Origin of the sequence: Chryseobacterium lathyri (assembly GCF_030812195.1) — a bacterium.
Taxonomy (GTDB): Bacteria; Bacteroidota; Bacteroidia; order Flavobacteriales; family Weeksellaceae; genus Chryseobacterium; species Chryseobacterium lathyri_A.
On record NZ_JAUSSF010000002.1, the window covers coordinates 673068 to 698648 of the forward strand.

Consider the following 25581-nt stretch of genomic DNA (forward strand, 5'->3'; position numbering starts at 1 on the left):
TCTAACAGAAAACAAAAATTTAGGCAGACTATAAATTATTTCTACAACCATAGTACAATCTGCATTAATCTTTTAGAGGAGGTGAAAATCTAACTCAAAACTTAAAAACAATGGTAAGAATTATCCGTTACAAAACAAGACAAAGAGAGGATGGTACAACATTTTGTGCTTTAGAAGTTCAAGGAGGAATTGAAATGGTATTAAGCCAAAAGACCAAACAGTATTATGCTACAGCCAAAAAGGCTTTCATTTCATCTACATTTGATGAAGAAACCTGTAAAGCATTAATTGGCACAGAACTTCAGGGTAGTGTTCAGAAAGAAGAATGTGAGCCTTATGAGTATGTAATTAAAGAGACAGGAGAATCCATTATTATGCAACATAGGTTCGTGTATGTTCCCGAAAGTAGTGTTCCTTCTAGCTCAATAAAGTCTAATAAGGTAACATCTGGTAACTTTGAAGCAGATTTGGAAGCTTTTTCTACTAATGGAAAATATGACCATGTCTTAGCGGATTAATCTTAGAGTTCAATAGAGCTCTATTACATAAAACTTCCACTTTCGTATTGTATGCTATAAGGTGTAAATACGAGATTGGAAGTTTTTATTCTTAATTCTTCACTTAAATCCTTTTTATTTATGCAGTATCATCAAATATCAGAAATACAGGTTTCTTATTCTCCTAACATAATAGATACTATAGTTTCTACCAGTGAAGTATCACATAAAGTAGCTCTCAATAAGTGGAATCTAGATACAATTGAAATGTTTGAAGAAGCTAAAGTCTTGTTTCTTAACAATGCTCTTAAAGTTATAGGTATTTATAGCTTATCAAAAGGAGGTATATCTTCTAGTGTAGTAGATATAAGGATAATTCTTTCTATTGCATTGAAGTCTATTTCAACTCATATCATATTAATTCATAATCATCCCAGCACAAATCTGAGACCAAGTAAAGCTGATATGGATATTACAAGTAAATTGAAAACAGCATGTGAATTTTTAGAAATCAAATTACTTGATCATTTAATTATCAATAAAGAATCTTATTACAGTTTTGCTGATGAAGGACTACTATAAATATTAATCTTAAAATATTTACATTTTAAAATTAACAGAGAATTCTCTGATATATTCTATTGTTCTATAAGGGGCATATATGTAAAATATCTCAAATCAAACGCACAGGTGATTTTAATTCCCTGTAAATATCAAACAAATAAGTCTCATCTTTTACAAGATATAATATAATAGCCAAATTTTGAAAGGACTACTCTTCTATTAAGACAATATCTACTAGATCAGAAAGTTTTACTTCTAAGGCTTCTGATATTCTGTAAAGAGTAAATATCGTAGGATTAGTTCTTCCAGCTTCTATTCTTGAAATATTAGTAGTATCAATTTCACCATTAATTTTTCCTACTAGCTCAACTTGGGTTAAACCCTTATTATTCCTTATTTTCTGTATTCTTTTACCCACAGATTTTAATAATTCTGACTTCTCCATACTTGACATATTTGGCAATATCAAAGGAATGAGTTAAGTTTGTTGGATTTAATGCCATATATGACAATATTACTTGATGGATTCCCGTAAGGCATATAGAGTACTAAAAGATAAATTAACAACCAAATAAACTCAACAATGAGAAAGATCTTAATCTTACCCTTATTTATTCTTATGCTATCAAGTTTAAATACTCTGTATGCACAATATATCAATATAGGATCTACTAAACACGAAGTAAAGAAAGTGCAAGGTGAGCCTACCAGTATAGAAGTCTATGAGGAATTTGGAGAAGAGATTTGGAGATATGGAGAAACAGGCATAGCTACTATTACTTTTAAGAATGATAAGATGAAAGGTTTTAGTAATTACAATGGAATATTAAGAATAGGAGATATTTCTAAAAAAACTAAGCAAGAATTATCAAAGGAAGAATTCTGGAAGAAAGCTAACAGTAAAGAAAATTCTCATGTTCCTAAAGCTTCTAATACTTATGGAGAAGATAAATCTGGGCTTTATGGCAGTGCCTCTCAAAGTATCAAGACTTTTCCAAAAGAATATGAGGAAATGGCAGAAGCTAATGGGCTTAGCCCCTATGAAATGCCTGATGAGATAACTTTTCAACAGATGCAGAAGGAATATGAAACTAAAAAGGCTATTAAATGGGGATTAATCAGTCTAGGAGTAATAGGATTTCTTTTCTTGATATTTAAACTTAAATCCAAAAAGAAATGAAAATTATTTTTCTAGACATAGATGGAGTACTCAATAATGCAGAGTATTACAAGAATAAAAGTCTACATTCCCATCATAAAGAGAACTCTCATTTTGATCCAAGAAATGTTACTGCACTAAACTGGATAATAAGCAGTACTGGTGCTAAAGTGGTCCTGTCTTCTGCATGGAGACTTATAAGGAGTTTAGAGGAAATCAATGAGCTATTTAAAGAAGTTAATCTAAATGTTGAGATAATCAGTGTTACAGAATCACTTCATTATAAAAACACATTTGAACTAGCTCCGAGAGGTCTTGAAATTCTTAAATGGATTAGAGATTATCACAGAACTTTAAAAGGAAGTTTAGAAAACTATGTTATCATAGATGATGAAGATGATATACTTGATATTCAAGAGAAGCACTTCTTCCACATAGATGATAAAGTGGGGCTCACAGAAGCTAATGCAGATGAGATAATAGAGTTCCTAAACTCTTATAAAATACCTAAAACAGAACTTCCATAAATATTAAAACTGACAAACATGAAAATCATAACCTTTATTTTGGTTTTGCTATATCCATTAGCATTAAAATCACAGTATATTTTTAATTCAACTCATTATCAATTAGATGGACAAGTATATAATACTTCTACTGAAATAGCTCTTGATTTAGGAAAACCTCCTACTCTTTTTCACAATAATGGGCTAAGCATTCGCAATTATCCTTTGAAATTAAGAGATGTAAAAGATAATGAAGAACCCTTTATTGTAACACTAGAGCCTGATATAACAACAGTAAACTATGATAACTCTGTATTTAAAAGCTATGGGTATCGTGGCTTTCAAATTTATTTCAAAAAAGGAAAAATAATAGGTGTTGTAGAAATAATTAAAGCTTATAACTCTGAAAAGATTAAAATTATAAAGTATCAGTAGACTTTTTAAGCCACCTATTTCAGGTGGTTTTTTATTTACTAATCTATGAAATCAAGAATACCATTTAGAATTGGATATCAATATGACAACTGGGAACTAAACCTAATGAGTATTGCAGACAGCATACCTGATAATGCTTATTGTAGCTATTTATGGGTAGGAAGTAAAATAACGAAGTTTTTAAACTTTACACCTCATAGAACAGAATTAATATTCTATTGGGATATATTGGAAGTTGTAATACTGGAATTTGACAAGAAATCAGAACACTATTATAACAGAATAAATAAGGCTTTATCAGATAGGTCAACAAGTGTAAACTTTGATATCCTGCCTGATGGCATGATTATACATAAGTTTATTAGTAGAAAGGTAATTTATTGGAATATCTATTTTCCTGCTAGTAGAGAAATCAGACTGATTTATTTTTCAAATACATTTCCATATTTGAAGATACTTATAGAGTAAAAAGGCATACTTTTAGGCATACCCTGATTAAGACAAACCTGTAAAATACTACATATCAACATTTAAACTAAGAGAATTCGAATCCCTCAGGGCCCACAAAATCTCTCTTTTTAAAGGGAGATTTTTTTGTTTAAAACATTCAGGATATTCTTACCTTTGTGACCTTACAGCCATAAATACCCTGTTTTTTGAAGGAACTTCATCTTATATCATTCAATTATCCTTATCCTCCCTCTTACGGTGGTATTATTGATGTTTATTATAAAATCAAAGCACTCTCGGAATCGGGCATTAAAGTCCATCTTCATTGTTTTGTAGACAATATTCCGGAAACATCCGATCAGGAGATCAAAAATATTACGGAAAACGTCTTCTTTTATAAAAAGGAGAAAAATCCATTTTATTATTTTTCGATGATCCCTTTTGCGGCTGCCATAAGAACTTCTGATGCCCTTCTTGAAAACCTTACAAGCATAGAGGCTCCGATATTGTTTGAAGGCCTGCAAACAACTCAAATTATCCACAGATTAAAAATTAAAGACAACAAACTCTATCTCAGATTCCACAACAATGAATCTGAATATTATAAAGGGCTTTCTTCTTCAGAAAAAAATATTTTAAAAAAGATCATTTATAAGATAGAATCCTTAAAATTTGCCCATTATCAGAAAAGAATTTTAAAGGAATTCGAAAGTGTGTTCTGTCTTTCTGAGAAAGAATTTAATGACGTGGATTCAATTTCAAAAAATGCCCGTCTTATCCATATCTTTCATGGTAACGAAACTGTAAAATATTTGAACGGAAAAGGAGATTATTTTCTTTTTCATGGTGATCTGAGCATATCTGACAACAAAAAAGCATTGGAAGAAACCATCAGAATGTTTAAAACCCTTCCCCGGCATAGGCTTGTAGTGGCATCCGACCGCGCTGGTGACGACTTAAAAAAGAAGATCAATAGCATCGGAAATATAAGCCTTGTACCTATTGAAACTAATGAAAACCTTCGCCGGCTTTTTGAGAATGCCCATGCCAACATTCTTCTCTCCTATCAGAATTCAGGTACGAAGGTAAAACTATTTAACGCATTGTATAACAGCAGATTTGTCATTATTAATCAGAATATCACAGATGACCCTGCTCTGATGAGTTTATGCCGTACGGGCTCTACCTCAGATGAAATCCGCCAACAGATTATTAAAGCAGCATCTGAAGATTATAATGAAAACGAAGCCAGAAGTAAAGTCTTGGAAAAGAATTACTCTGATCATGCTAATGTGAAGGAAATGAGTAAGATAATTTTTAAGAATTGACAGCTTTTACTATTTTTTGGATATTAAGTTCTTCAAGGCAAGCCCAGTCACCACGGTAACATTCTTTATCCCCAAAAACAGAGCAGGGTCTGCAGGTAAGATCCGTCACCTGAACCACATCGTTTTCGCTTTGTCCGAAACCCAGGAAGCCCGCATAAGGGTGCGTTGCGCCCCAAACGGATATACATCTGGTTCCCATAAGGCTTGCAAGATGCATATTGGCGGAATCCATAGAGATCATCAATTCCAGCTCAGAAATTTTCTGAAGCTCTTCTGCAAGATTCAATTTTCCTGAAAGACTTTTGGTATTCGGAATTTCACTTTCCCATTTCTCAAGGGTTTCAGTTTCTTTTTTGCCTCCGCCAAAGAAATATATGGTCTGTTTTTTTGAAAGGATTTTTGCCAGCTCATATGATTTTTCCAAAGGAAGCATTTTTCCTTTATGCTGTGCAAAAGGAGCCAGACCAATTCCTGATTTCTGTCCCAATGCCGGCCTAAGTTTATGGGAAAGCTCAACGTTAAAACCCATCGCGCGGAAGACATCTGCATAGCGCTCAACGGTCTTTTTTAGCTGAATTTTATTCAAATTCCAGACGTTTGTAAGTTCCTCCTTTTCTTCTTTTCCTTTGTTTATTTTGAAAACTTTAAATCCTTTTCTTCTGTAGATTCTATCCAGGATTTTGGTTCTGATCACATCATGCAGATTGGCTATAAGGTCAGGATTGAATTCTTTCATCAGCTCATTAGCCAGTCTTCTCAATCCAAAGATACCCTTATAATCATCAAGGTTAATTCCTTTAAAGGTAACATTTGGAATATCAGCAAATAAGCTTTCAAAATTTTTCCTGGAAACCATAATAATTTCCACATCTGGATTCTGTTCCAGAAATTCCCGGAAGACAGGCGCTGTCATCGCGACATCGCCAAAAGCAGAAAAACGATATGCTAGAATTCTGGTCACGGCTACGATTTTAGCTGATAGGCAACTGCATAAAATTTGATCTGTTTTGTCATCGCCATTAACCCGTTCGCTCTGGACGGCGAAAGAAATTCCTGAAGCCCGATCTCTGAAATGAATTCAAAATCAGAATCTAAGATTTCCTGAGTGGAATGACCGCTGTAAATGCTTACCAGAAGAGAAACAATCCCTTTTGGAAGAATTCCGTCGGAGTCTGCATTAAAAAAAAGCTTACCATCTTTAAATTCAGCATCAATCCATACCTTACTCTGGCATCCTTTGATTAAATTATCATCAGTTTTGCGGTCTTCGGGAAGTCCTTTCAATTCTTTTCCAAGATCAATAATATACTCATACTTTTGTTCCCAGTCATCAAGAAACGCAAACTCTTCAATGATTTCCTGCTGTTTTTCTTTAATGGTCATTTTTTTTAACAAATTTTTAATGCAAAGATACCATTTTTTATAAAGATTATTTATTTTGATGCTTTTTCAAAAACTTTCAACAGTTTTATCTCTTCATTTTCCCAGCAAAATACCTTAGAAGCCTTTTCAAGCTCATCCTGATAGCTTCCTCTTCCTTTATGAAGGATTTTTCTTACTGCAGCGGCAATATTTTCTGGCTGATGGTCTTTAATAATTTCTCCTACATCAAACTGCTTTTTAATATTCTGCATTTCGGGGAGATCCGCCAGCACTAATGGAACGCGGGCTTGAATACAGTCTAAAACCTTGTTCGGAAGTGAATAAAAGTAACTTTCGCCTCCATTTTCTTCGATACTCATCCCTACATCAGCCGTTACCGTTATTTTTCTCAGGTCTTCCGGTTTTAATTTTCCTAAAAACTGGACTTTATGTTCAAGTTTTTCTTTACTGACGAGATCTTCATATTCTTTCTTTCTCGGTCCGTCACCTGCTATTTTAAAAACCACACCATCAAGATGATGCATCGCCAGAATAGCCTTATCAATACCCCGAAAGGGATTAATGGATCCCTGATATAAAAATATTTTAGGGTTATTTTCAGGAATTTTTATGACAAAGTCCTGTCGTTTGGGCGCATTTTGGATGACTACCGGATCTGCCCCGTACTTTTTTTGAAACCATTTGGCATAGCTTTCACTGGCCGTAATCATAAAATTAAGTTTAGGAATGACTTTCTTTTCCAGATATCTCCAGATTTTTTGTGACATTTTGCCCTGAATTGCAGGCATTTCTGAAAAAATTTCATGGCTGTCAAAAACCAATGGGATATTTAATTTTTTAGCAATAAGATAATTTGACAGCAGCGCATCAACATCGTTGGCATAAAGAATCGTACTATGATCGGCTTTTTTCTTTAATTGATGATACAGTTTCCAGTTAAATTCGAAGTAAGCTGTTTTTAAACTTGTGGAAGATAAATGTATCCTTGAAAACGGATAAGGCCGCTCCATTTGTTCCGCTCCATTCCAGTCATTCCCTATCAATTCTATCTGGTAACCGTTCTCACATAAGGTCCTGCACACCTTTTCTATTCGCTGATCTGTATACAGATTACTGAAGGCAGAAGTAATTACTTTTTTCTTCATTACTTTTTATTTCCGGCCAGTAAATGATAAACCTGAATAAAGCAGATCAGCCCATTTGGGATAATAACCGGCCAAAGCATTCCATTGAAGATACCATAAATGACAAAGCAGATACAGCCTATCATATTGACTATTCTGATTTTTCTTACATCTTTTAATATAAAGCTCAGTACTATAAAAATGGATGCAGAATAACCAATATATGTAGTAATTTCGGGATTCATGGGGAATTTTTAAAGGATAACAAACTTAATCATTTTCAATAAGATAATAAAATTTTTTCTGCCATAAAGTCATTAATTGATTTTTGGTAAAATATTTGTAATTTAGATAATGAATAAATGGCACCGCTGCCATTATTCTAATGAGATATATTATGGATTATAAGTTTTCACAAGGTTTGAGCCAAGTGTTCAAACAAAGCAAGAGCGAAGCGAAAAGGCTCAAAAGTGAATTTCTTAATACAGAACATCTACTTTTAGGTATTATAAAAACAGAAAACTCTGCAAAAGAAATCCTTCAAAACCTTAATGCGGATTTAACACAAATCAGAAGAAAAATTGAAACTCTAAATACAGCAAGTCTTAATCCTATTTCTGAGGAGGTTACTAATATTTCTTTCACTAAGATGGCAGATCATGCGATCAAACGTGCTGAGCTGGAATGCAGGCAATATAAAAGCAATGAAATTAATACCGTTCATCTGCTTTTAGGCATTCTTTACAAATATGAGGACCCTACTTCAAATATTCTGGGAGCTTATGACATCGACTATGAAGGAGTTTCAAGAGAATACCAGACGATGCTTAAAAATTCCGGACAGGCACCGCAAATGAGTGCTTATGATGATGATGATGACAGAGAGGAATTTGAGCAAATGAGAAAGCCTTCAGGAAATTTAGGCTCTGCAAAAAGCAAAACTCCTACACTGGATAACTTCGGCAGGGACTTAACTTCTTTGGCTAGAGATGGAAAACTAGACCCGGTAATCGGCCGTGAAAAAGAAATTGAACGAGTTTCTCAGATCTTATCGCGTAGAAAGAAAAACAACCCGCTTCTTATCGGGGAACCAGGAGTTGGTAAATCAGCGATTGCGGAAGGGCTAGCTTTAAGAATTCAACAGAAAAAAGTCTCCAGGGTACTTTACGGAAAGCGTGTGATCACTTTGGATCTGGCAAGTTTAGTGGCCGGAACAAAATACCGTGGTCAATTTGAAGAAAGAATGAAGGCCATTATGACTGAGCTGGAAAAGAACAGAGATGTGATCCTATTCATTGATGAGCTTCACACTATTGTTGGTGCGGGAAGCTCCACAGGAAGTTTAGATGCATCCAATATGTTTAAACCGGCTTTGGCAAGGGGCGAAATTCAATGCATCGGGGCTACAACTCTCGATGAGTACCGTCAGTACATAGAGAAAGACGGCGCATTGGAGAGAAGATTCCAGAAAGTAATGGTAGAGCCTACTTCCATTGATGAGACCATTCAGATTCTGAATCAGATCAAAGATAAATACGAAGAGCACCATAATGTAGTGTATACTCCTGAAGCAATTCTGGCGTGTGTCAATTTGACATCAAGATATATTACAGACCGTTTCTTACCGGATAAAGCTATTGATGCTATGGACGAAGCAGGTTCACGTGTTTATATCAAAAACATGAAAGTTCCTACCGAAATTATTGATTTCGAGAAGAAAATCGAGGATATCAAAGAAATGAAGCAGAAAGCAGTGAAAGCCCAGGATTATCTTGAGGCCAGAAAGCTTAAAGATGAAGAGGAGCGCCTTCAGATGGAGCTGAATGCAGCTCAGGAGAAATGGGATAAAGATGTAAAGGAGAAAAAAGAAACCGTAACGGAAGAAAATGTAGCAGAAGTGGTTTCTATGATGAGTGGTGTTCCGGTAACGAAAGTCGGTAAAAATGAGCTTGACAAATTAGCTCAGATGGATGAAAAGCTGAACGGAAAAGTAATCGGTCAGGAAGATGCCGTGAAGAAGGTTGTGAAAGCAATTCAGAGAAACAGAGCCGGCCTTAAAGATCCGAACCGCCCTATCGGTACTTTTATTTTCCTTGGTACCACCGGGGTTGGTAAAACCGAGCTTGCCAAAGTAATGGCAAGAGAGCTTTTCGAATCTGATGAATCACTGATCCGAATCGACATGAGTGAATACATGGAAAAATTTGCGGTTTCAAGATTGGTTGGTGCGCCTCCGGGATACGTTGGATATGAAGAGGGCGGACAGCTGACTGAAGCCGTGAGAAGAAAGCCTTATGCTGTGGTTCTTCTGGATGAGATTGAAAAAGCCCACCCTGATGTGTTCAATATTCTCTTACAGATTCTGGATGAAGGTCATGTTACAGACAGTTTAGGAAGAAAAATCGACTTTAGAAATACGATCATTATCCTTACTTCAAACATCGGAACAAGGGATCTTAAAGATTTCGGAGACGGTGTAGGATTCGGAACTTCAGCCAAGAAAACAAGTACAGATTCAAGAGCAAGAAGTACGATTGAAAATGCACTTAAGAAAGCATTTGCTCCGGAATTCTTAAACAGAATTGATGACATTGTGATCTTCAACTCTCTTGTACAGGATGATATTAAAAGAATTATTGATATCGAACTGAACAAATTATATGGCCGACTTGAAAAATTAGGCTATAAAGTTGAGTTAACTGAAGAAGCGAAAGACTTTATCTCTGAAAAAGGATGGGATAAAGACTTTGGAGCAAGACCTTTGAAACGTGCTATCCAGAAATATATTGAAGATTTATTAGCAGAAATGCTGGTAAACAAGCAATTATCTGAAGGAGAAACAGTGATCCTGGATCTTAATGATACAAAAGATGCATTAATCGGAAAGGCTCCTAAAGCAAAAAAAACGACTGAAAAATCTTCTCAATCGTAATTGATTAACATTATTATATTGAAAGCACCGGAAAATCCGGTGCTTTTTTTATATGTTTGGCTAAAGCCTTTTCTATTAATAATTCGTGACGCCCTCTTTATTTTAACCACAGATTTCACGGATTTGCACAGATCCTGCCTAATGGCTATCGAAATGTATGCTCTTTAAGTACTTTGTGCAAATCCGTGAAGTCTGTGATTAGAAAATATTGTAAAAACAATGCTTATAAAACAAAGATTAAAGTCCTACTACGAAGCCTATACTTGGGACAAGACCGCTAGAGAAAACACTCGAATTCTCTTTCCACAACACATTATACATTACTCCAAGCTGCATAAAAGAGTTCCCTCCTATTCTCTGCATATAACCGCCACCAAGATATAGGGCTGTTTCCTGCTCATTCACTTTGTAGTCGTAAAATTTGTCTTTATAATTGATGAAATAATGTTGAAGATTGGCTCCGACATAAAATGATCTGGCAAAGTAATAATTGGCAAAAGGCCCTACTCCGAACATCGTGGATTTATAATAATCAGAAGTCTGCCAGGAAACACTCCCCACTACTCCGCCTTCAAGATCATCAGTAATTCTGTAACCTATTCTGGGAGAAGCCTGAAGATAAAATGAACTGTTGCTGCCAAATCCCAGCCCTATTCCTCCACCGAAGGTCCAGCGGTTGGTTTCTGCGACGGGTGTGCTGGTGGTAATCTGGGAAAATATAGATCCTGAAACCATCAGCATTATGGGAATAATAAATTTTTTCATATTAATATCGTTTTTATCAATGTTTAAAATTATGGTTTTTTTGCGAATCTTTTTAATTGTATTTTTGCCGGGTCAAACTAAGGGCTCCCGTTAAGAGTTCCGTAAAATTGAAATAAAATGAAAGTAGTAGTAGGATTGTCTGGAGGTGTAGACTCCAGTGTTACAGCGTATTTGCTGCAGCAGCAAGGTCATGAAGTTGTGGCTTTGTTTATGAGAAACTGGAATGATGCTTCAGTAACGCTGGAGGATGAATGTCCGTGGATTGAAGACAGTAATGATGCCCTGATGGTTGCCCAGAAGCTGGGGATTCCTTTTCAGGTGATCGATATGAGCGAGCTTTACAAAGAGCGTATCGTTGACTATATGTTTGATGAATACCAGAAAGGAAGAACCCCGAACCCGGATGTTCTCTGCAACAGGGAAGTCAAATTTGATGTTTTCATGAAGACGGCAATGTCTTTAGGCGCTGATAAAGTGGCTACAGGGCATTACGCACAGGTGAATTCCACTTTTGATGAAAACGGAAAGGAAATCTTCCATCTTTTAGCCGGAAAGGATAATAATAAAGACCAGTCCTATTTCCTTTGTCAGCTGAGCCAGGATCAGCTGTCAAAAGCGCTGTTCCCTATTGGAGAGCTTACCAAGCCTCAGGTAAGGGAAATTGCCAAAGAGATCGGTCTTGTAACTGCTGACAAAAAAGATTCCCAGGGATTATGCTTTATCGGAAAGGTAAGTCTTCCCCAGTTTTTACAGCAGCAGCTGGTTCCTAAAGAAGGAGAAATCGTAGAAATCTTCAAGGATTCCCCTTTGTTTTCGGTAGAAAAACCTCAATTTTCTTCGAAGGAAGAAGAGCTGGAATTTCTATCCAGGAAAATCAATTATAAAAAGTCCGACGGAAAAGTAATCGGAAAGCATCAAGGTGCTCAATTTTTCACGATCGGGCAAAGCCGGGGGCTTGGTATCGGCGGGCATAAAGAGAGCTGTTTTATCATCTCCAGAGACATGGAAAACAATATTATTTTTGTGGGAGAAGGTCACAGTTCTCCGGGACTGCACAAAAAAGCATTAAAAATTAACAATTCGGAACTGCATTGGGTTCGTGAGGATATGAGGCTTGAAAATGGAGAATCTATGGAAGTAATGGCAAGATTCAGGTACAGGCAGTCTTTACAGAAAGCGGCTCTTTATCAGTTTGAAAATGCAGCTTATATTGAATTTGAAGTGCCTCAGTCAGCGATTGCAGAAGGCCAGTTTGCAGCCTGGTATATTGGTGAGGAGCTTATTGGAAGCGGTGTTATTGCCTAAAGAAAAAAAATTGAAAATTTTCTGTAACGAATTTTGGATTGTTAGACTTACTCAGTAAATAACAATAAAAAATATCACTATGAAAACGACTTCAAAAAATCAGTATGCTTTTGTCAATCTACTTTTAATCCCTGTTGTAAGTGCCGTTTTTGGGTATAATCTTTATCAGATGATTGTACATACGGAAGCTTCAAATATTGCTGCCACTCTTATTCTTGCAGTGATCACTTATGTGATGGTACGCAAATACGGCTACAAACCGACAAAGGAAGAACAAGACAATTAAATTATCTTAATGATACTTATAAATCCCGAAGCATTTATTGTTTCGGGTTTTCTTTTTTATTGGTCTGTTAATTTTTAATACTTAATTTTATCCTTGAATTCAGTTGATATAAAAATCATATTGACAATAATTTCCGCTACCAGAATACTGAATAAAATTCCTACCGGACGTTCTAAAATCACTCCTTTGATTAATTTGATAACACCCAGGAGAAAAATAAAGATCATGAAGTAAAAAGTGATCTTAGAAAGATTCTCTCTGAAGAATTTTAAACAGTAAACAGAGAGATAAAACCCTATGGTCAGGGTAAAATAGAATTTTAAAAATTCCGGTCCTCTTACAATAATGGGATTGAATGTATGGCAATATAACGCCAGTCCTGTAATACTTATGAATACCGGTATTAAGTGAATGATTATCTTTTTCATAGTTCCTTTTTTTTAACCGCCACATCCTCCTCCGCAACCACCACAACCTCCTCCGCAGCCACTGCTACACCCACTTCCCCCTCCATCGCCGTTACAGCTGGAGCCGCCTCCATCACCACTTCCGTCTATGCTTTTGTCATCTTTCTTTTTAACGACAACATTTTCGCTGCTAGCCTGAAATGCACCGACAATATGAAAGAAAATAAAAAAGCCAATGATCGGTAATGCAACCAATGTTAATGTCCCTATAACTTCTCCCAGACAGGACGACAGCATAAAAAGGGCAATCAATAAAGGGATAATTCTTAACCTCCTCAGCCAGATTGTCCTGACCCCGCTTTTTTCTTTTTCATGCCAGATATCCCTAGGAGCTTCCTGATGAAAAATCTCCTGATAGCTTTTCAAGGTATCTGAAAACCAGTTCCTGTGTTTTGTATTTTCATTAGAACCTCCTTTAGAAGGATGATGATGGAGTTTTCTCTTTAAAATATTCGGGCAAAAATCTTCCCAGTAATTTTGAGTATAAATTAAATGCATGTGCCATACTTTGTCTACCGTTTCGCTTGGAGAGGCTCCATCAGGAAGGATACAGCAGAGATAAACAAATTTTTTATACTCCTGAATGGCTTTTTGAGTAAAATCTAATGTCCATCGTTCTTCTTTGGCCAGTTTTTTTGAAAAAGGAAAATCAGCATCTGAAGCATCTAATGAAAAACCCTGGATCCTGTTCCAAAGGATTTCGTCTTTTAATAAGATTGTTGTTTTCATTGTGTTAACTTTTGTTTTTCTACTCAAATATCATTTGATTTTAGAATATAAAAGTCTTTCAAAAATCTTATTTAAACGTATAAAAATCTTATATTAGTCTTATAAATTGGAATTTATCTTGTATATTAATATTTAAGACTAAAGCTGATGAAAAAGGAAGATATACTACATCTTGAGAAATTAATGAATTTTTTAAGCCTGCATTTTTTAAAGAAAAATCATTGGGCAGATGTGACGAAAACCGAATGGTCATACATCAGCGCAGAGCTTAATGACCTGATCATCGGTGATTATTCTGAAAAAGAAATCAAAAAAGACCCAGATCTCCTGGGGTCCAATTACCTCTATGAGCATCTGATTATCAACAAACTAAAGAAATACCAGCAAAATAACAATGCAGTTCTAAGCAGGCCAAATCTTGCTAAACTAAGCCAGATCGTTAAGGTTTTAGGCTATTCCAATTACATTGATTTTATAAATTCCAATACTGAAGCATTCAATTTCAATAGCCTCAGGATTGATATGAATAATGTGAATCAGAATGCGGCTTTGCTGGACCGTTTGGTTGGCTGCTGGTATTCTTACAACAGAAACCTCCCGGAGAATCCTCTTCAGGCTCGGGAAGAGCGTATATGGCGGTCCGCTATGGAGATCTATAAGTCTGAAACCACCGGCGAATATTTCATCGAAAGAAGCGGCGGCGACCACCATAAATATTTCGGAAAAGTGACGGCCTATTCTGATTACATATTCATTATTATGAACAGCAATACGTTCATCCGCCAGCGACATTTTATCTCAAGGATAAAAGATATTAAGGAAAAGCTCAAAAATCCAGAATATAAGCTCCATGAGGTTCATTTTATAAGTACATGTATCAGTTTTAATCAAGAGCCGATAGCCCTGTTCGAGATATTTCAGAAAGCAGACCGAAAGACATTTATTTCCGACTCTATCAGCTTTCCGATTGACAGTGATGAAATTCCCAAATCTATTATACAACAACTTGAAGACACCGAATCTAATAGGATAGATTACAGGTAGTTACATTTCGTTTGATAGCTTGAGGATTTTAGGGTAAAGAGAATTTAAGGTTCTGGGTTTAAAATTAAAATATTCCAGTCTTGGCCTTAACCTTACTCCCAGCCTGATGTCTGATGTCTGATGTCTGAAATCTAGTATCTAATAATCTACCCTACCAGCCATTCCTTAAAATCTTTTACCCTGTCACGGCTGACCGTGATCTCTTCCTGTGGCTGAAACTCCATATCAACCTTGTAATACGGTGATGTATGGATATTTTTTATATAATCTGAATTGATGATAAACTGCCTGTTTACCCGGAAAAACTTCTTTTCTTCCAGAATATCTTCCAGCTCATCCAGGGTGAAATCTGACGGATAAGCGCGTTCTCCGGTCTGAAGGTAGACAATCTTATTTTCACTGAAAAAGCAGCTTATTTCCTGTGCCTGGACTATTTTCAGATTATACCCTATTTTCACCAAAACCCTGGAAAGTGTAGATTTTTCTTTCCTGATCAGCTGTTTGATATCTTCAGAACCAGTAGTATTGCTTGCCGGGATAAATGATTTGAATTTTTCTACTGCTCCCAAAAGGTCTTCTTCTAAAATAGGCTTTAAAAGATAATCAATGCTGTTCAGCTTAAATGCTTTCAGAGTATACTGATCAAAAGCTGTGGTATAAATGATAAAGCCTTTGGTGGGCATTTTTTCAAAAATATCGAAAGATAAGCCGTCGCCAAGAACAATATCTGAAAAGATCAGCTGCGGATGTTCATTTTCAGAAAACCAAGCAATTCCTTCTTCTACCGATTCTATTTTACCAATAATCTCTATTTCAGGGAAATTACTCAGCATTCTTTCCAGTTTCCTTAAAGCAGGTTTTTCATCTTCGATAATGACCGTCTTTATCATTGAGTTATGGTTTTTTAATAAAGAATAAAATTAGAGAAAAAAATACAGTTTAAAAATTCTATGCTCTTTTGCTTTTCCTCATCTCTTTTTCTATGATATCCCCTTCCCATTCTGTATCTAAAAGGAACAGCTTTACAGCTTTTACAGTCAAAACAATGCCCCATATAACCAGAATAACAGATCCGTTGAATAAAGAAAAATCAATTTTTCCTTTTTCAAAAACATCATCAAAAAATATAATTCCGGCTACGATCCCAAACCAAAGAAGGCTTTTGTAAAATTTCTTTAGTTGGGTGACTCTTTCGTATGCACTATCGTAATCCATGATCGTTAAATTTTCTGGTTAAATTATAATGTTTTTATGTTCTTCGCGTCCTGATCCATCAATTCTTTGATCTTTTTTTCTTCCCATTCTTTTCCGATTCCGAAAACGTTCACTGCATGTGCTAAAATTCCGATTCCCCATCCCAACATTGGCCAGTAGAACCATAAATGCTCTGGAGATGTAAGCAAATTCAATACGAGCAGGAAAGGAATAACCAAACAGTATGAAGTAAGATTTCCGTAGAATCCTTTCAGTTCTTTTACTCTTTTTACTGCTTTTTCATAAGCCAGTGTTTCTTTTGTATAACCTAATGTTTCCATAATCTTTATTTTAAAAGGTAAATTTGTTTTTTGTTGAATCAAAGATAGGTCAGAAATAGAATTCCGATCAATTTTATATGACTGAACCGTAGAATATGCTTTCTGAATCGTAAAAAGGTTAGCTTAGCTGTAAGTTCCCGCATCCTACAGATTTTACAGATGATTATATTTAATGAAAAGGAGGATCAGTAAATAAAAGGGATGAGCTTTTTGGTCTTTTTCCGGTATTCTATATATTCCTCTCCGAACTGTTCTATCAGAGCCTGCTCTTCAATTTTGATACGGTAAGTGAAAGCTATAAATGGCGGCAGGAAAGCCAGAACCAATGAAGCCCAGTTATTAAGATAAAGACCTAATCCTAAAGAAGTTAAAAGAGAAAATGCATACGACGGATGTCTCAGGTATTTATAGAAACCTTCTTTTTTAATTTTATGATCTTGCTTTATAGTCACATCCACTGTAAAGTATCTCCCTAAGGATCTGATAATTATAAATCTGAATATAATTCCTAGGAGAATAAATGCTTCCCCTGCATATAAAACCCAGACTCCTTCAGTGATTGGAAATTCTGTCATATAAGATACTGTCACTGAAGCTGCAATGGAAAATGGAATAGCCATCCATAAGATATTCAGTGTAGATTTATCTTTGTCTTTCTTGTCTTCTTTGCCGGATTTCAAAATGTTTTTATAAAGAATCTCCGTAAGAAACCAGGCAACCATTGAAATCGTAAACAAAACTTGTAGTACATGCATATTTCCAGATTAAGATTAAGATTAAGATTAAGATTAAGATGAAAAGTAAATTTAAACTTCACTTTCAGAATTTTTCAGCTCTTCTTTTCTCCATCAGTTTCCTGATTTTCTTTTCTTCCCAATTCTTAACGAAGCTGATATTGGGTAAAAAAGTGACAATAGCATGAGCTACCAGCCCAATTCCCCAAAATGTTGCCGTGAAGAAATTTTTGAACTGAAAATAACTTTCACCGGGTTCCAACTGGCTATAATTATAAAGGACAATCACAGCATTTACTGCAATATACGAGAATAAATGCCCATAAAATCCTCTTAATCTTTCAACCTGCCTTTTGGCCTGCTGGTACCGGATATCATTTTCATCGTAGGTTTCCATTATTTCTATTTTTTTGTTTATCCATAATTTCCCGGATTTTCCTTTCTTTCCATGATTCTCCAACCCCAAAAACCTGAAATGCGTGGGAAACCACACCAATTCCCCATCCTAACATTGGGAAATAGAACCAAAGATTTTTAGGAGAAACAATAAGGTTCAAAATGATTAAAAAGGGGATGATTGTGCAGTAGGAAATAAGATTTCCATAGAAGCTTTTTAAATCTTTTACGCGTTTTTTGGCTTTTTCATAGGATTCGTTTTCATTGCCAGCTTTTATACTGATATTATTTGGCTTATTGGATAGTATCGGAACTTTTACTTTAAAATAATCCTCTGATTTTTCAATGAAAACATTCTTCTTGGTAAGAAGGGCATACCGCTGAACAATATTAGCCAAGCCAATCCCCGCGCTTTCTTTCATCTGCTCTCTTGCCTGAAGATTATTTTCTATGCATAAGGTATCATTATCCGAAAATATTTTAATGACCAGAGGCTTTGAAGAGGTCGCAAAATTGTGTTTGATGCAGTTTTCGAGCAAAAGCTGAAGTGAAAGCGGTACAACATACCTCCTGTAATCTTCCTTTTTAACATCAAAAATAAAGTCTACGCTGTCTTCAAATCTTGTTTTTAAAAGGTCACAATAGGTTTTTGCGAATTCGATCTCGTCTTCTACCGTTACCAGTTCTTTGTCTTTCTGTTCCAGCACATAGCGGTAAATCTTTGACATTGAGGCCGTAAACTTTTGTGCCTGAGCTGGATTTTCATCGATCAGGGAGCTCAAAACATTTAAAGAATTAAATAGAAAATGTGGGTCCAGCTGATTTTTCAAGCTTTCAAACTGTGCATTGGCAGATTTTGCGATAAGCTTTTGTTCTACCACTTCTTTCCTGGATGTTTTCTTAAGCTCCTCCATGAAGCTTTTTGCATGAAGAAATGCAGAAATCAGAAGGGCAATATTGATCATGAACCAGTTTGTTGTGGCATATTCCTTAGAAAAAAAGGTTTCTGCTGTGGCCACTTTCTGAATCACGACATAATTGATATAATTACAAAAATATACGAGCATAAAGTTTCCGATAATAATGGAAACAATACTTAAAATAGCTCTCGTTCTTGTTGTTTCTGACCATGGAAACTTTTTATTGAGAAAATCGTTAATAAAAGCATTTCCAAATCCAAGAAAAAAAGAATACATCGTAGAGATCAGCAGCGTAATCAAAAAATTGTAAAAAGTCCTCTCTTTTGTGAAAACCAAGAAGAAAAATAGCGCTGTTGCCAACGATACCCAAAATAAAATTATAAATCCTTTACGTTTCATGACCCTTTTTCTTGGCTCAAAATTAGTCTTTAATAAAGGTATCGAAAATTATTTTTTACTGAAAGGCCGATTTTCCTTTCCGAACGGAATAAAAAAACCTTCCTCACGGAAGGTCTTATTTTCTTTATTATTTTGCCGGCATATTGATGAAATATTCAGCTTCTGCCCTGCCCCAGTTCGGATCTAAGGCTGTTTTAGGTTTGTAGGCATTAAATTTTGTAATGGCTTCTTTAAACAATTCCAGTCCTTTGCTTTTACTTCCACCATATTGTTCAGGGGTAAAATAGACGTCTTCTGCCTTGATAAGCGCTATCCTTGGGTTGGAAGGATCAAGCTTCTCTGCAATACCAAGCTCCTCAGCAGCTTTAGCACCATCTGTCATATAACGCTGAGCGGGGTTGACCATCATTCTTAGGGAAGCTGCCATTTTTCTCAACAAATGGATCTCCGCATTATCTGCTCCTGCAAGATTTTGAGCGCTTGCCAGGTATTTATCGGCCTGAGCTGCTGTTTCATCCAGCTCCTGCATATTTCCGTTTCTCATCATCAGCCTTCCTTTTTGAATCTGGGAGAATGCGGCATAATATGGTGGAAGCCATTTTGAGCTTTCTTTGCTGCCGATCCTCTGGAAATCATTCGCCAGAGCCTGGAACTCTTCAGGTGTTTTACATGTTTCTGTTTTCGCAATCTTTTCAGCCATTATTTTCTCATAATCTGCCTGTGCAAAAGCTGTTAAGCTCATAAAAGCTAAAGCAAAGCTTAATAGGTATTTTTTCATTATATCAATTTTTTAAGTTAGTTAATTATATTTCCGAAGTTATGTATTTTGTAGTCATCATAATATCCGTTGCTGTTATTTTATAAATTATTATTGATTGCATCTTGTGTTCTGTCCACTCCAAAACTGATGAAAGCGCCTATAAACACAAAGGTATTGACCGGTGGCACTACTGATGAGCTTCTGGCACCATCCAATGAGAAATTGTACCCATAAACATTTTTAGATCCTAAAACATTGGAAACACTCAGTACAAACACAGTAAAGGCTTTGGCATCTTTTTTTCCCAGGTTCGGAAGATAATTAAAGCTGATGTTAAGTGCATTATAGTCTTTCAACCTTCCCTCATTCCTTATATAATTGATCGCGCTGCCATTCTCATCTTTCGTGGCAATATCATAATAGGGCCGGCCTTTGGAATAGGTATAAGATATATTGACGCCCAGTTTCCATTCCGGAATAAATCTTTTGGCCACAGCAGAAAAAGTATGTGCAGAAGCAAAATTGGGCTTCAGGCTCACCGGATAATTGATAAAATCTCTCTTTGAATCAAGAAATGAATAGCTGATCCAGTAATCGATATTTTCAAAGGTTTTCTTATCTCTCCAGAAAAGTTCCAGCCCTTTTGCATATCCGAAACCATTGTTGTTCAAAGCCGTCTGTACCTGCTGATTCTGTTCTTTATCCGGCGTAATGTTAAATGTTTTAATTAACTGATCATACTTTTTATAGAATGCCTCAAAACGTAGGCTTCTTCCATCTGAGGCTCTCTGAACCTGAAAAATATAATGCTGTGACTTCTGAAAATCAAGATCTGCGGGCCAGTTGATATATTTACTTTCGGGATTCTGATAAAATAGTCCGTACGCAAAGGAAGTCGTCCAGTCTTTTGCCAGACGGTAAGCCAGGGCAAAACGCGGTGCAATATTACTTTTTCCTAAATAAGAAGAATTTTCTGCCCTTACTCCTATTTTCGCCGACAACGCATTACTGAATCCCAAATCTGTTTCTGCAAAAACAGCAGAGATAAGGTCTTTATAGTTTTTATCTACTTCTCCGAAATTCAGTTTTTCACTTGTATTATTCAGTTCAAATCCTGCTCTTATTGCACTGATTTTATTGATTTTCCTTTCCAGGACAGCTTTGAAATTTATGTAATTTCCATCCGTTAAAAGTTTAGACCTTCCAGATTCTGTTTCATCAGTTTCCGTAGAAAAATTAAGGTCGGATCTGTTGTAGGAATAAGAAGTTCCTGCGTTTAAAAGATATTTCCCGAATTTCTGTCTGAAGGACAGATTATGGTAGGTGTTTTTTCCCTTAAGCCTTACAAGTGCAAAATCATATTCCGGTTCCAGGCTTTCTGTTCTTACACCCATTTTATTGGAATCGTACATTCCATAATATTTTAGAAATCCTCCTGATTTTGTTTTAATTCTGAAATTAAAATCGCCATTCAGCCCCTGCGGAGCATCAATAAAGTCTGTATTGAAATTAAAAACCTCCTGCATAACGCTTAAAAGCGAATATCCCAAAGTGGCACCGAAAGAGTGGTTTTTATCTGCGCCAAGCTTCTGGAATCCAACACTTAAAAAGATGGGTGAAATTCCAAAATCATAGGAACTTTGATCCGGGAGGTCCACACTTTCCAACATCAAGGCTCCTGAAAGAGCCTGGCCGTATAATGCAGAATATCCTCCGCTTGAAAAAACGTTTCCTTTAAAAAGTGACGTGTTGAAACGGTCCCTTCCTGCAATTCCGGGAACTGAACTGGAGAAATAATTGTTGATCAGGCTTCCATCCATAAAGATCTTGGATTCTGTTCCCGTACCTCCACGGATGAAAAGGCCTTCCGTTTCTCCTACTTTCTGAACACCGGGAAGATAATTCAGGGCTGAAGAGATCTGTCCGTCTGCTCCTGCTGTAGTATAAATATCAATAGGTGTAAGCAGCGCTGTAGCTCTTTTTTTATCACTAGCTTCTATGGACCCTGCGGAAACGACCACCGCATCAATCTCACTGATTTGTTCTTTAAGCTCTGCATTGACGGAAATATCCTGATTGTCAATTACAACCGATTTTTCTACATCCTGATATTTCGGATGGGTAAATGTCAGAATATGATTTCCTTTTTCTGATGTTTCAAAGGAAAAGTTTCCCTGAGCATCAGTGGTGGCACCGTCATAAGTGTCTTTCAATGTAATGTTGATTTCACTGACACCCTTATTTTTAAAAGTGATCTTTCCTGAGATCCTGACCTGTGCATATCCTGCAATAAAGGATAGAAAAACAATTAAAAGTAATAGTTTATTTCCTTGTGTTTTCATGGAGTTAAATTTCGGATCAAAAATAACACGGAGAATGCCTTTCTTTAAAATAAATTTTACTGAAAGGCATACTTTGGCTTCCGAATGGGAAACTGATGGATACTGTTTTGGAAAAAAGGACTGAAATCATAAAGCCTTTCAGAAAATGTTTTATAAATTTATCATTAAAATCACTTTAAATCATTTAAAAATGAAAGGACAAACAATAGCATTGCTGGCAGGTTGTGCATTTTTAGCAGCTTCATGCTGCACGACAAAAACGTACACAGTAAACGCTAAGAGCGGAACACAGACGGGTGGAACGGCAAAATTTACCCAGAAAGGAGAAGAGGTGACCATGAAACTTGAGGTAACGAATCTTACTCCCGGTATTCATGCAGTACATATCCATGAAAAAGGTGACTGTTCTGCAGCCGATGGAACGTCTACAGGAGGACACTGGAATCCAGCTAAGGACGACCACGGAAAATGGGGTGCTGAACATTTCCACATGGGAGATATAGGAAATTTAACGGCTGACCAGACCGGAAAGGCTGTCCTGACTTTCAAAACGGATAAATGGTGTCTGGGCTGCACGGATGAATCTAAGAATATCATCGGTAAAGGGCTTATCGTACATGCGGCAGCAGATGATTTCCATACTCAGCCTACAGGAAATGCAGGCGGAAGAGTGGGATGTGTAGAGATTAAATAATTTTCTATTGCAATCAAAAAATCCGCTGATGTTCATCAGCGGATTTTTGTTTATGATTTGCTTCCCATATCGGAAACGATATTCATTGCTTCCTGTAAGTATGGATCTTTTTTCAGATTTTTGATCCACATTTCAGATTTTTTCTTGAAAGCCTCGTCTTTTTTCTCTCTTTCCATTTCAGCCGGATACATCGTGAACTTAAGACCATTCTCAAATTTGCTTAAAGCTTTGAATTTCTCGATCTGAGCTTTTCTCTGCGTCATCAGTTCATTGAACTTATTGATGTTAAGTGTGATGTTTTCTTCTTTATCCAGCTTTTCTCTCCATTGTGCAGATTCAAGCAGAAGCTGATAGTTGCTGTTTTTAGCCATCCTGTCTGCGCTTGCTTTTTCAAGAGCCTGAATATTGAAATAGTTCAGTTTCTGGAAATTAGTCGCAGGAATTTTATCCCAAGCCAAAGCAAAATCATCATATCGTTCTCCTACTTCAGCATAGGTAAAGAAATCTTTCATCTGGATATCGGAAACAATTCCTTTTCTCTGTGTAGATTCTCCTGTGATTTTATAGAATTTCTGGATTGTCAGCTTTAAAGATCCGAAGTCATCCTCGGTATTTAAGAACCTGTTCAGGTCCACAAAGGTCTGCACAGTTCCTTTTCCGAAAGACTGCGGAGAACCGATGATCATCGCTCTACCATAATCCTGCATTACACCGGCAAGAATCTCTGAAGCCGAAGCTGAGAGCTCATTCTGCATAATTACCAACGGCCCTGTCCAGATCGGAGTTTCGTTTTTATTCTTTAAGGTCTGGATTTTTCCGTTTCCGTCTTTTACCTGTACGTAAGGTCCTGCATCCATGAAAAGCCCCATAATATCGCCAACTTCTGTTAATGATCCTCCTCCGTTATTTCTAAGATCAAGGACAATTCCTTCAATGTTCTGCCCTTTAAGTTTAATGATCTCATTTTTGATATCGTCAGAAGCATTTCTTCCTTTAGCATCCTCAAAATCAGCATTAAAGCTCGGAAGATTGATAAATCCGTATTTCTTTCCGTTCGGAGAGTTTACAACAATACTTCTTGCAAATGTATCTTCAATAGCAACTTCCTCACGGATCATTGTTACATCTTTGATTGTTCCGTCTTTCTTTTGAACCGTTAAAGTTACCGGAGTTCCTTTTTCCCCTCTGATAAGTCTTACGGCTTCATCGGAAAGCATTCCCACTACGTTTACGGCATCATCTTTCGGTTTTGATTTTACTTTTAAGATCTTGTCACCTTCAGAAAGCTGTTTAGACTTCCAGGCCGGCGCACCGATCGTTAACGCTCCCAGGAAAAGGTTTCCTTTTTTCTCCTGAATAAGGGCCCCGATCCCGATCACTTTCCCGGTAAACTGGGTATCAAAATCTTCCTTATCTTTTGGAGAATAGTAATTGGTATGAGGATCGAATACTTCGGTATAGGCATTCATATACACGGTAAACCAATCCATTTTCTTTCTCTTTTTGAATCTTGTGAAAGTGTCTTTTACAAGGTCTTTCACTTCGTCAGTAGCTTTTTTGATCTTCTGATCCTGGTTAAGCGGCTGGTATTTAATTGTATCTTTCAGCTTGTACTTCTGAACAGAGTCTTTCTTCTCTTTCTGAGCTTCTTCCTTACTGTTCATAGACTCAATCTCCTGAAGGATATTGTATTTGATATACTTTCTCCACTCGTTATACTGTTCCTGCTTGTTAACAGGTACTTTTTTAAGCTTTGGCTCAAGAGTCAATGATTCGTCTTCTTCAAGATTAATGGGCTTGCTGAAGATATCCTGAGTAATCTTATCTATCTCATCCACTCTCTGGTAAAGTCTGTCGATGGTAAGTTTGTAGAATATCAGGTCACCCTGGCTTATATAATCGTCCAGCTTTGCTTCATGCTTGCTGAACTCGTCCATATCCGACTGCAGAAAATATCTTTTAGCAGGATCTACCAGTTCGAAATAATGTTTATAAACGTCCTTGGAATAGGCATCATTGATTGGTTTCGGGCTGTAATGTAAATAAGAAAGTGTATTCTTTACGCTCACCATAATCGTCTGCATCTTTTCATCGTCATTCTTTGGCGAGTTGAAACAAAACATTAGACTTGTCAATGGAATTAGGAGTAAAAATTTATTCAGTTTGAAATTTTTCCACATAAACTGTCTTTATTTATTAATTTTTTTAAAATATGTACTACAATTAGTAGCAGCAATTAATTCGCTGTTACAAACTATCAAATTTAATACCTTATTTATAAATTATCGGATAGTTTTGAATTTTTTTGTTAAAAGAGATGCAATGTACTTATTATTTGCTTTCATTAGATATGTTATCACATTAAAAACAACATTTAAATATTACAATCTTCGGCAAAATGATTGAGTAAGAGAATCAAAGATAAAACATACTATCAGCAAATAACTGTTTCCTGTTTTTGAAATCCATAAACCCTCATCGCTAGCTACAGTTTCTATATAGATATTGAATAGCTTTATGGAAACTTCGGTTCCTATATTATAAAAATTAATCTAATGCTTGATATGAAGGCTATTGACCTCTTAATCTGTCTTGATCTTCTATATTGGAGGTTAATAAATCATCAAACAATGATAAAACAGCCACTGCAACTCATGACTTGGAATTCATTTTCTATCTGTAAATCTGTTAGTTACAAGCCTGTAACATCTATGTAATATCTAATTTTTATCGAAGTACAGACATAAAGAAGCAAATTCGTATTGAAAAACAGGATCATTTTGGAGATCATATAAAATATTTATTCTGCAATCGTATTTCTAGCGAA

29 protein-coding genes are annotated in these 25581 nt (G+C 36.1%); 12 read left to right on the forward strand and 17 right to left on the reverse strand.

Going from position 1 to position 25581, the window contains the following annotated elements; all coding sequences use genetic code 11:
• Positions 1-110 precede the first annotated feature (110 nt).
• Both J2T03_RS13230 and J2T03_RS13235 read left to right on the forward strand, forming a co-directional pair.
• Entirely contained in the window at positions 111-518 is a 408-nt protein-coding gene (locus J2T03_RS13230) for a hypothetical protein (protein ID WP_307211688.1), read from the forward strand.
• Positions 519-638: 120 nt separating this feature from the next.
• Entirely contained in the window at positions 639-1079 is a 441-nt protein-coding gene (locus tag J2T03_RS13235; protein WP_307211691.1) for a JAB domain-containing protein, read from the forward strand.
• Between the two features lie 190 nt (positions 1080-1269).
• Here the strand turns inward: J2T03_RS13235 and J2T03_RS13240 are convergent, their stop codons facing one another.
• Complete coding sequence (locus tag J2T03_RS13240) at positions 1270-1506, reverse strand: helix-turn-helix domain-containing protein (protein ID WP_307211692.1); 237 nt, start codon at positions 1504-1506, stop codon at positions 1270-1272.
• A gap of 138 nt (positions 1507-1644) precedes the next feature.
• Here J2T03_RS13240 and J2T03_RS13245 point away from each other — a divergent pair, with 138 nt between their 5' ends.
• The 5 genes from J2T03_RS13245 (at position 1645) to J2T03_RS13265 (ending at position 4939) form a co-directional block, all read left to right on the forward strand.
• Entirely contained in the window at positions 1645-2241 is a 597-nt protein-coding gene (locus J2T03_RS13245; protein WP_307211694.1) for a hypothetical protein, read from the forward strand.
• Positions 2238-2747 (forward strand): HAD domain-containing protein, encoded by a 510-nt coding sequence (locus tag J2T03_RS13250; protein ID WP_307211697.1) that lies wholly within the window; start codon positions 2238-2240, stop codon positions 2745-2747. The genes J2T03_RS13245 and J2T03_RS13250 overlap by 4 nt, the downstream gene beginning before the upstream one ends.
• Positions 2748-2765: 18 nt before the next feature.
• Positions 2766-3161, forward strand: coding sequence for a hypothetical protein (locus tag J2T03_RS13255; protein ID WP_307211699.1), 396 nt, complete (start codon positions 2766-2768; stop codon positions 3159-3161).
• Between the two features lie 45 nt (positions 3162-3206).
• Positions 3207-3629 carry a hypothetical protein gene (locus J2T03_RS13260; protein WP_307211703.1) on the forward strand — a complete coding sequence of 141 codons (423 nt, stop codon included), beginning with the start codon at positions 3207-3209 and terminating at the stop codon, positions 3627-3629.
• Between the two features lie 188 nt (positions 3630-3817).
• Positions 3818-4939 (forward strand): hypothetical protein, encoded by a 1122-nt coding sequence (locus tag J2T03_RS13265; RefSeq protein ID WP_307211706.1) that lies wholly within the window; start codon positions 3818-3820, stop codon positions 4937-4939.
• Here the strand turns inward: J2T03_RS13265 and J2T03_RS13270 are convergent.
• From J2T03_RS13270 to J2T03_RS13285, 4 genes are read right to left on the reverse strand one after another with little or no spacing between them, the layout of a single operon-like run.
• Positions 4929-5900 carry a glycosyltransferase family 9 protein gene (locus J2T03_RS13270; protein WP_306841016.1) on the reverse strand — a complete coding sequence of 324 codons (972 nt, stop codon included), beginning with the start codon at positions 5898-5900 and terminating at the stop codon, positions 4929-4931. The genes J2T03_RS13265 and J2T03_RS13270 overlap by 11 nt on opposite strands.
• Positions 5901-5902: 2 nt before the next feature.
• Entirely contained in the window at positions 5903-6322 is a 420-nt protein-coding gene (locus J2T03_RS13275) for a SufE family protein (protein WP_306841018.1), read from the reverse strand.
• Positions 6323-6372: 50 nt separating this feature from the next.
• Positions 6373-7467 carry a glycosyltransferase gene (locus J2T03_RS13280; RefSeq protein WP_307211709.1) on the reverse strand — a complete coding sequence of 365 codons (1095 nt, stop codon included), beginning with the start codon at positions 7465-7467 and terminating at the stop codon, positions 6373-6375.
• Entirely contained in the window at positions 7467-7691 is a 225-nt protein-coding gene (locus J2T03_RS13285) for a uroporphyrinogen decarboxylase (protein ID WP_111954019.1), read from the reverse strand. The genes J2T03_RS13280 and J2T03_RS13285 overlap by 1 nt, the downstream gene beginning before the upstream one ends.
• Positions 7692-7843: 152 nt before the next feature.
• On the opposite strand from J2T03_RS13285, the gene J2T03_RS13290 reads away from it, so the two are divergent.
• On the forward strand, positions 7844-10378 hold the full coding sequence (locus J2T03_RS13290) for an ATP-dependent Clp protease ATP-binding subunit (protein ID WP_306841022.1): 2535 nt from the start codon (positions 7844-7846) through the stop codon (positions 10376-10378).
• A 237-nt stretch (positions 10379-10615) separates the two neighbouring features.
• Here J2T03_RS13290 and J2T03_RS13295 read toward each other — a convergent pair whose 3' ends face one another.
• Entirely contained in the window at positions 10616-11143 is a 528-nt protein-coding gene (locus J2T03_RS13295) for a hypothetical protein (RefSeq protein ID WP_307211712.1), read from the reverse strand.
• Between the two features lie 117 nt (positions 11144-11260).
• Here J2T03_RS13295 and mnmA point away from each other — a divergent pair, with 117 nt between their 5' ends.
• Together mnmA and J2T03_RS13305 are read left to right on the forward strand one after the other, a co-directional pair.
• The gene (gene mnmA / locus J2T03_RS13300; RefSeq protein ID WP_306841024.1) at positions 11261-12448 is read left to right on the forward strand and encodes a tRNA 2-thiouridine(34) synthase MnmA; all 1188 of its coding nucleotides are present in this window, start codon (positions 11261-11263) and stop codon (positions 12446-12448) included.
• 79 nt (positions 12449-12527) lie between these two features.
• Positions 12528-12734, forward strand: a complete 207-nt coding sequence (locus tag J2T03_RS13305) for a hypothetical protein (protein WP_306841026.1) — start codon at positions 12528-12530, stop codon at positions 12732-12734.
• Between the two features lie 74 nt (positions 12735-12808).
• Here the strand turns inward: J2T03_RS13305 and J2T03_RS13310 are convergent, their stop codons facing one another.
• Positions 12809-13162, reverse strand: coding sequence for a hypothetical protein (locus tag J2T03_RS13310; protein ID WP_307211715.1), 354 nt, complete (start codon positions 13160-13162; stop codon positions 12809-12811).
• 12 nt (positions 13163-13174) lie between these two features.
• Entirely contained in the window at positions 13175-13930 is a 756-nt protein-coding gene (locus tag J2T03_RS13315) for a glycine-rich domain-containing protein (RefSeq protein WP_307211718.1), read from the reverse strand.
• A 147-nt stretch (positions 13931-14077) separates the two neighbouring features.
• On the opposite strand from J2T03_RS13315, the gene J2T03_RS13320 reads away from it, so the two are divergent.
• Positions 14078-14974, forward strand: a complete 897-nt coding sequence (locus J2T03_RS13320; protein ID WP_306841030.1) for a hypothetical protein — start codon at positions 14078-14080, stop codon at positions 14972-14974.
• Between the two features lie 146 nt (positions 14975-15120).
• Here the strand turns inward: J2T03_RS13320 and J2T03_RS13325 are convergent, their stop codons facing one another.
• The 8 genes from J2T03_RS13325 to J2T03_RS13360 form a co-directional block, all read right to left on the reverse strand.
• Positions 15121-15864 carry a LytR/AlgR family response regulator transcription factor gene (locus J2T03_RS13325; RefSeq protein WP_307211721.1) on the reverse strand — a complete coding sequence of 248 codons (744 nt, stop codon included), beginning with the start codon at positions 15862-15864 and terminating at the stop codon, positions 15121-15123.
• Between the two features lie 58 nt (positions 15865-15922).
• Positions 15923-16189: a 2TM domain-containing protein gene (locus J2T03_RS13330; protein ID WP_307211724.1), complete on the reverse strand. Its 267-nt coding sequence runs from the start codon at positions 16187-16189 to the stop codon at positions 15923-15925.
• A gap of 23 nt (positions 16190-16212) precedes the next feature.
• Positions 16213-16509 (reverse strand): 2TM domain-containing protein, encoded by a 297-nt coding sequence (locus tag J2T03_RS13335; protein ID WP_306841037.1) that lies wholly within the window; start codon positions 16507-16509, stop codon positions 16213-16215.
• 185 nt (positions 16510-16694) lie between these two features.
• Entirely contained in the window at positions 16695-17264 is a 570-nt protein-coding gene (locus tag J2T03_RS13340; protein WP_307211727.1) for a methyltransferase family protein, read from the reverse strand.
• 64 nt (positions 17265-17328) lie between these two features.
• Positions 17329-17640 (reverse strand): 2TM domain-containing protein, encoded by a 312-nt coding sequence (locus J2T03_RS13345; RefSeq protein ID WP_307211729.1) that lies wholly within the window; start codon positions 17638-17640, stop codon positions 17329-17331.
• Positions 17624-18958, reverse strand: coding sequence for a histidine kinase (locus J2T03_RS13350; protein ID WP_307211731.1), 1335 nt, complete (start codon positions 18956-18958; stop codon positions 17624-17626). The genes J2T03_RS13345 and J2T03_RS13350 overlap by 17 nt, the downstream gene beginning before the upstream one ends.
• A 127-nt stretch (positions 18959-19085) precedes the next feature.
• Entirely contained in the window at positions 19086-19736 is a 651-nt protein-coding gene (locus J2T03_RS13355) for a hypothetical protein (RefSeq protein ID WP_307211733.1), read from the reverse strand.
• 80 nt (positions 19737-19816) lie between these two features.
• Complete coding sequence (locus J2T03_RS13360) at positions 19817-22060, reverse strand: TonB-dependent receptor (RefSeq protein ID WP_307211736.1); 2244 nt, start codon at positions 22058-22060, stop codon at positions 19817-19819.
• Between the two features lie 190 nt (positions 22061-22250).
• Here J2T03_RS13360 and J2T03_RS13365 point away from each other — a divergent pair, with 190 nt between their 5' ends.
• Positions 22251-22754 carry a superoxide dismutase family protein gene (locus J2T03_RS13365; protein WP_306841044.1) on the forward strand — a complete coding sequence of 168 codons (504 nt, stop codon included), beginning with the start codon at positions 22251-22253 and terminating at the stop codon, positions 22752-22754.
• A gap of 50 nt (positions 22755-22804) precedes the next feature.
• Here the strand turns inward: J2T03_RS13365 and J2T03_RS13370 are convergent, their stop codons facing one another.
• Positions 22805-24934: a carboxy terminal-processing peptidase gene (locus J2T03_RS13370; protein WP_307211739.1), complete on the reverse strand. Its 2130-nt coding sequence runs from the start codon at positions 24932-24934 to the stop codon at positions 22805-22807.
• Positions 24935-25581: the final 647 nt, after the last annotated feature.

Coding starts and splice junctions, on each gene's coding strand:
- J2T03_RS13365 (WP_306841044.1), top strand. CDS start 22,251: ATGAAAGGACAAACAATAGCATTGCTGGCAGGTTGTGCATTTTTAGCA.
- J2T03_RS13230 (WP_307211688.1), top strand. CDS start 111: ATGGTAAGAATTATCCGTTACAAAACAAGACAAAGAGAGGATGGTACA.
- J2T03_RS13250 (WP_307211697.1), top strand. CDS start 2,238: ATGAAAATTATTTTTCTAGACATAGATGGAGTACTCAATAATGCAGAG.
- J2T03_RS13310 (WP_307211715.1), bottom strand. CDS start 13,162: ATGAAAAAGATAATCATTCACTTAATACCGGTATTCATAAGTATTACA.
- J2T03_RS13280 (WP_307211709.1), bottom strand. CDS start 7,467: ATGAAGAAAAAAGTAATTACTTCTGCCTTCAGTAATCTGTATACAGAT.
- J2T03_RS13355 (WP_307211733.1), bottom strand. CDS start 19,736: ATGAAAAAATACCTATTAAGCTTTGCTTTAGCTTTTATGAGCTTAACA.
- J2T03_RS13320 (WP_306841030.1), top strand. CDS start 14,078: ATGAAAAAGGAAGATATACTACATCTTGAGAAATTAATGAATTTTTTA.
- J2T03_RS13235 (WP_307211691.1), top strand. CDS start 639: ATGCAGTATCATCAAATATCAGAAATACAGGTTTCTTATTCTCCTAAC.
- J2T03_RS13325 (WP_307211721.1), bottom strand. CDS start 15,864: ATGATAAAGACGGTCATTATCGAAGATGAAAAACCTGCTTTAAGGAAA.
- J2T03_RS13330 (WP_307211724.1), bottom strand. CDS start 16,189: ATGGATTACGATAGTGCATACGAAAGAGTCACCCAACTAAAGAAATTT.
- J2T03_RS13340 (WP_307211727.1), bottom strand. CDS start 17,264: ATGCATGTACTACAAGTTTTGTTTACGATTTCAATGGTTGCCTGGTTT.
- J2T03_RS13255 (WP_307211699.1), top strand. CDS start 2,766: ATGAAAATCATAACCTTTATTTTGGTTTTGCTATATCCATTAGCATTA.
- J2T03_RS13315 (WP_307211718.1), bottom strand. CDS start 13,930: ATGAAAACAACAATCTTATTAAAAGACGAAATCCTTTGGAACAGGATC.
- J2T03_RS13290 (WP_306841022.1), top strand. CDS start 7,844: ATGGATTATAAGTTTTCACAAGGTTTGAGCCAAGTGTTCAAACAAAGC.
- J2T03_RS13335 (WP_306841037.1), bottom strand. CDS start 16,509: ATGGAAACATTAGGTTATACAAAAGAAACACTGGCTTATGAAAAAGCA.
- J2T03_RS13360 (WP_307211736.1), bottom strand. CDS start 22,060: ATGAAAACACAAGGAAATAAACTATTACTTTTAATTGTTTTTCTATCC.
- J2T03_RS13245 (WP_307211694.1), top strand. CDS start 1,645: ATGAGAAAGATCTTAATCTTACCCTTATTTATTCTTATGCTATCAAGT.
- J2T03_RS13275 (WP_306841018.1), bottom strand. CDS start 6,322: ATGACCATTAAAGAAAAACAGCAGGAAATCATTGAAGAGTTTGCGTTT.
- J2T03_RS13285 (WP_111954019.1), bottom strand. CDS start 7,691: ATGAATCCCGAAATTACTACATATATTGGTTATTCTGCATCCATTTTT.
- J2T03_RS13305 (WP_306841026.1), top strand. CDS start 12,528: ATGAAAACGACTTCAAAAAATCAGTATGCTTTTGTCAATCTACTTTTA.
- J2T03_RS13345 (WP_307211729.1), bottom strand. CDS start 17,640: ATGGAAACCTACGATGAAAATGATATCCGGTACCAGCAGGCCAAAAGG.
- J2T03_RS13370 (WP_307211739.1), bottom strand. CDS start 24,934: ATGTGGAAAAATTTCAAACTGAATAAATTTTTACTCCTAATTCCATTG.
- J2T03_RS13240 (WP_307211692.1), bottom strand. CDS start 1,506: ATGGAGAAGTCAGAATTATTAAAATCTGTGGGTAAAAGAATACAGAAA.
- J2T03_RS13295 (WP_307211712.1), bottom strand. CDS start 11,143: ATGAAAAAATTTATTATTCCCATAATGCTGATGGTTTCAGGATCTATA.
- mnmA (WP_306841024.1), top strand. CDS start 11,261: ATGAAAGTAGTAGTAGGATTGTCTGGAGGTGTAGACTCCAGTGTTACA.
- J2T03_RS13350 (WP_307211731.1), bottom strand. CDS start 18,958: ATGAAACGTAAAGGATTTATAATTTTATTTTGGGTATCGTTGGCAACA.
- J2T03_RS13260 (WP_307211703.1), top strand. CDS start 3,207: ATGAAATCAAGAATACCATTTAGAATTGGATATCAATATGACAACTGG.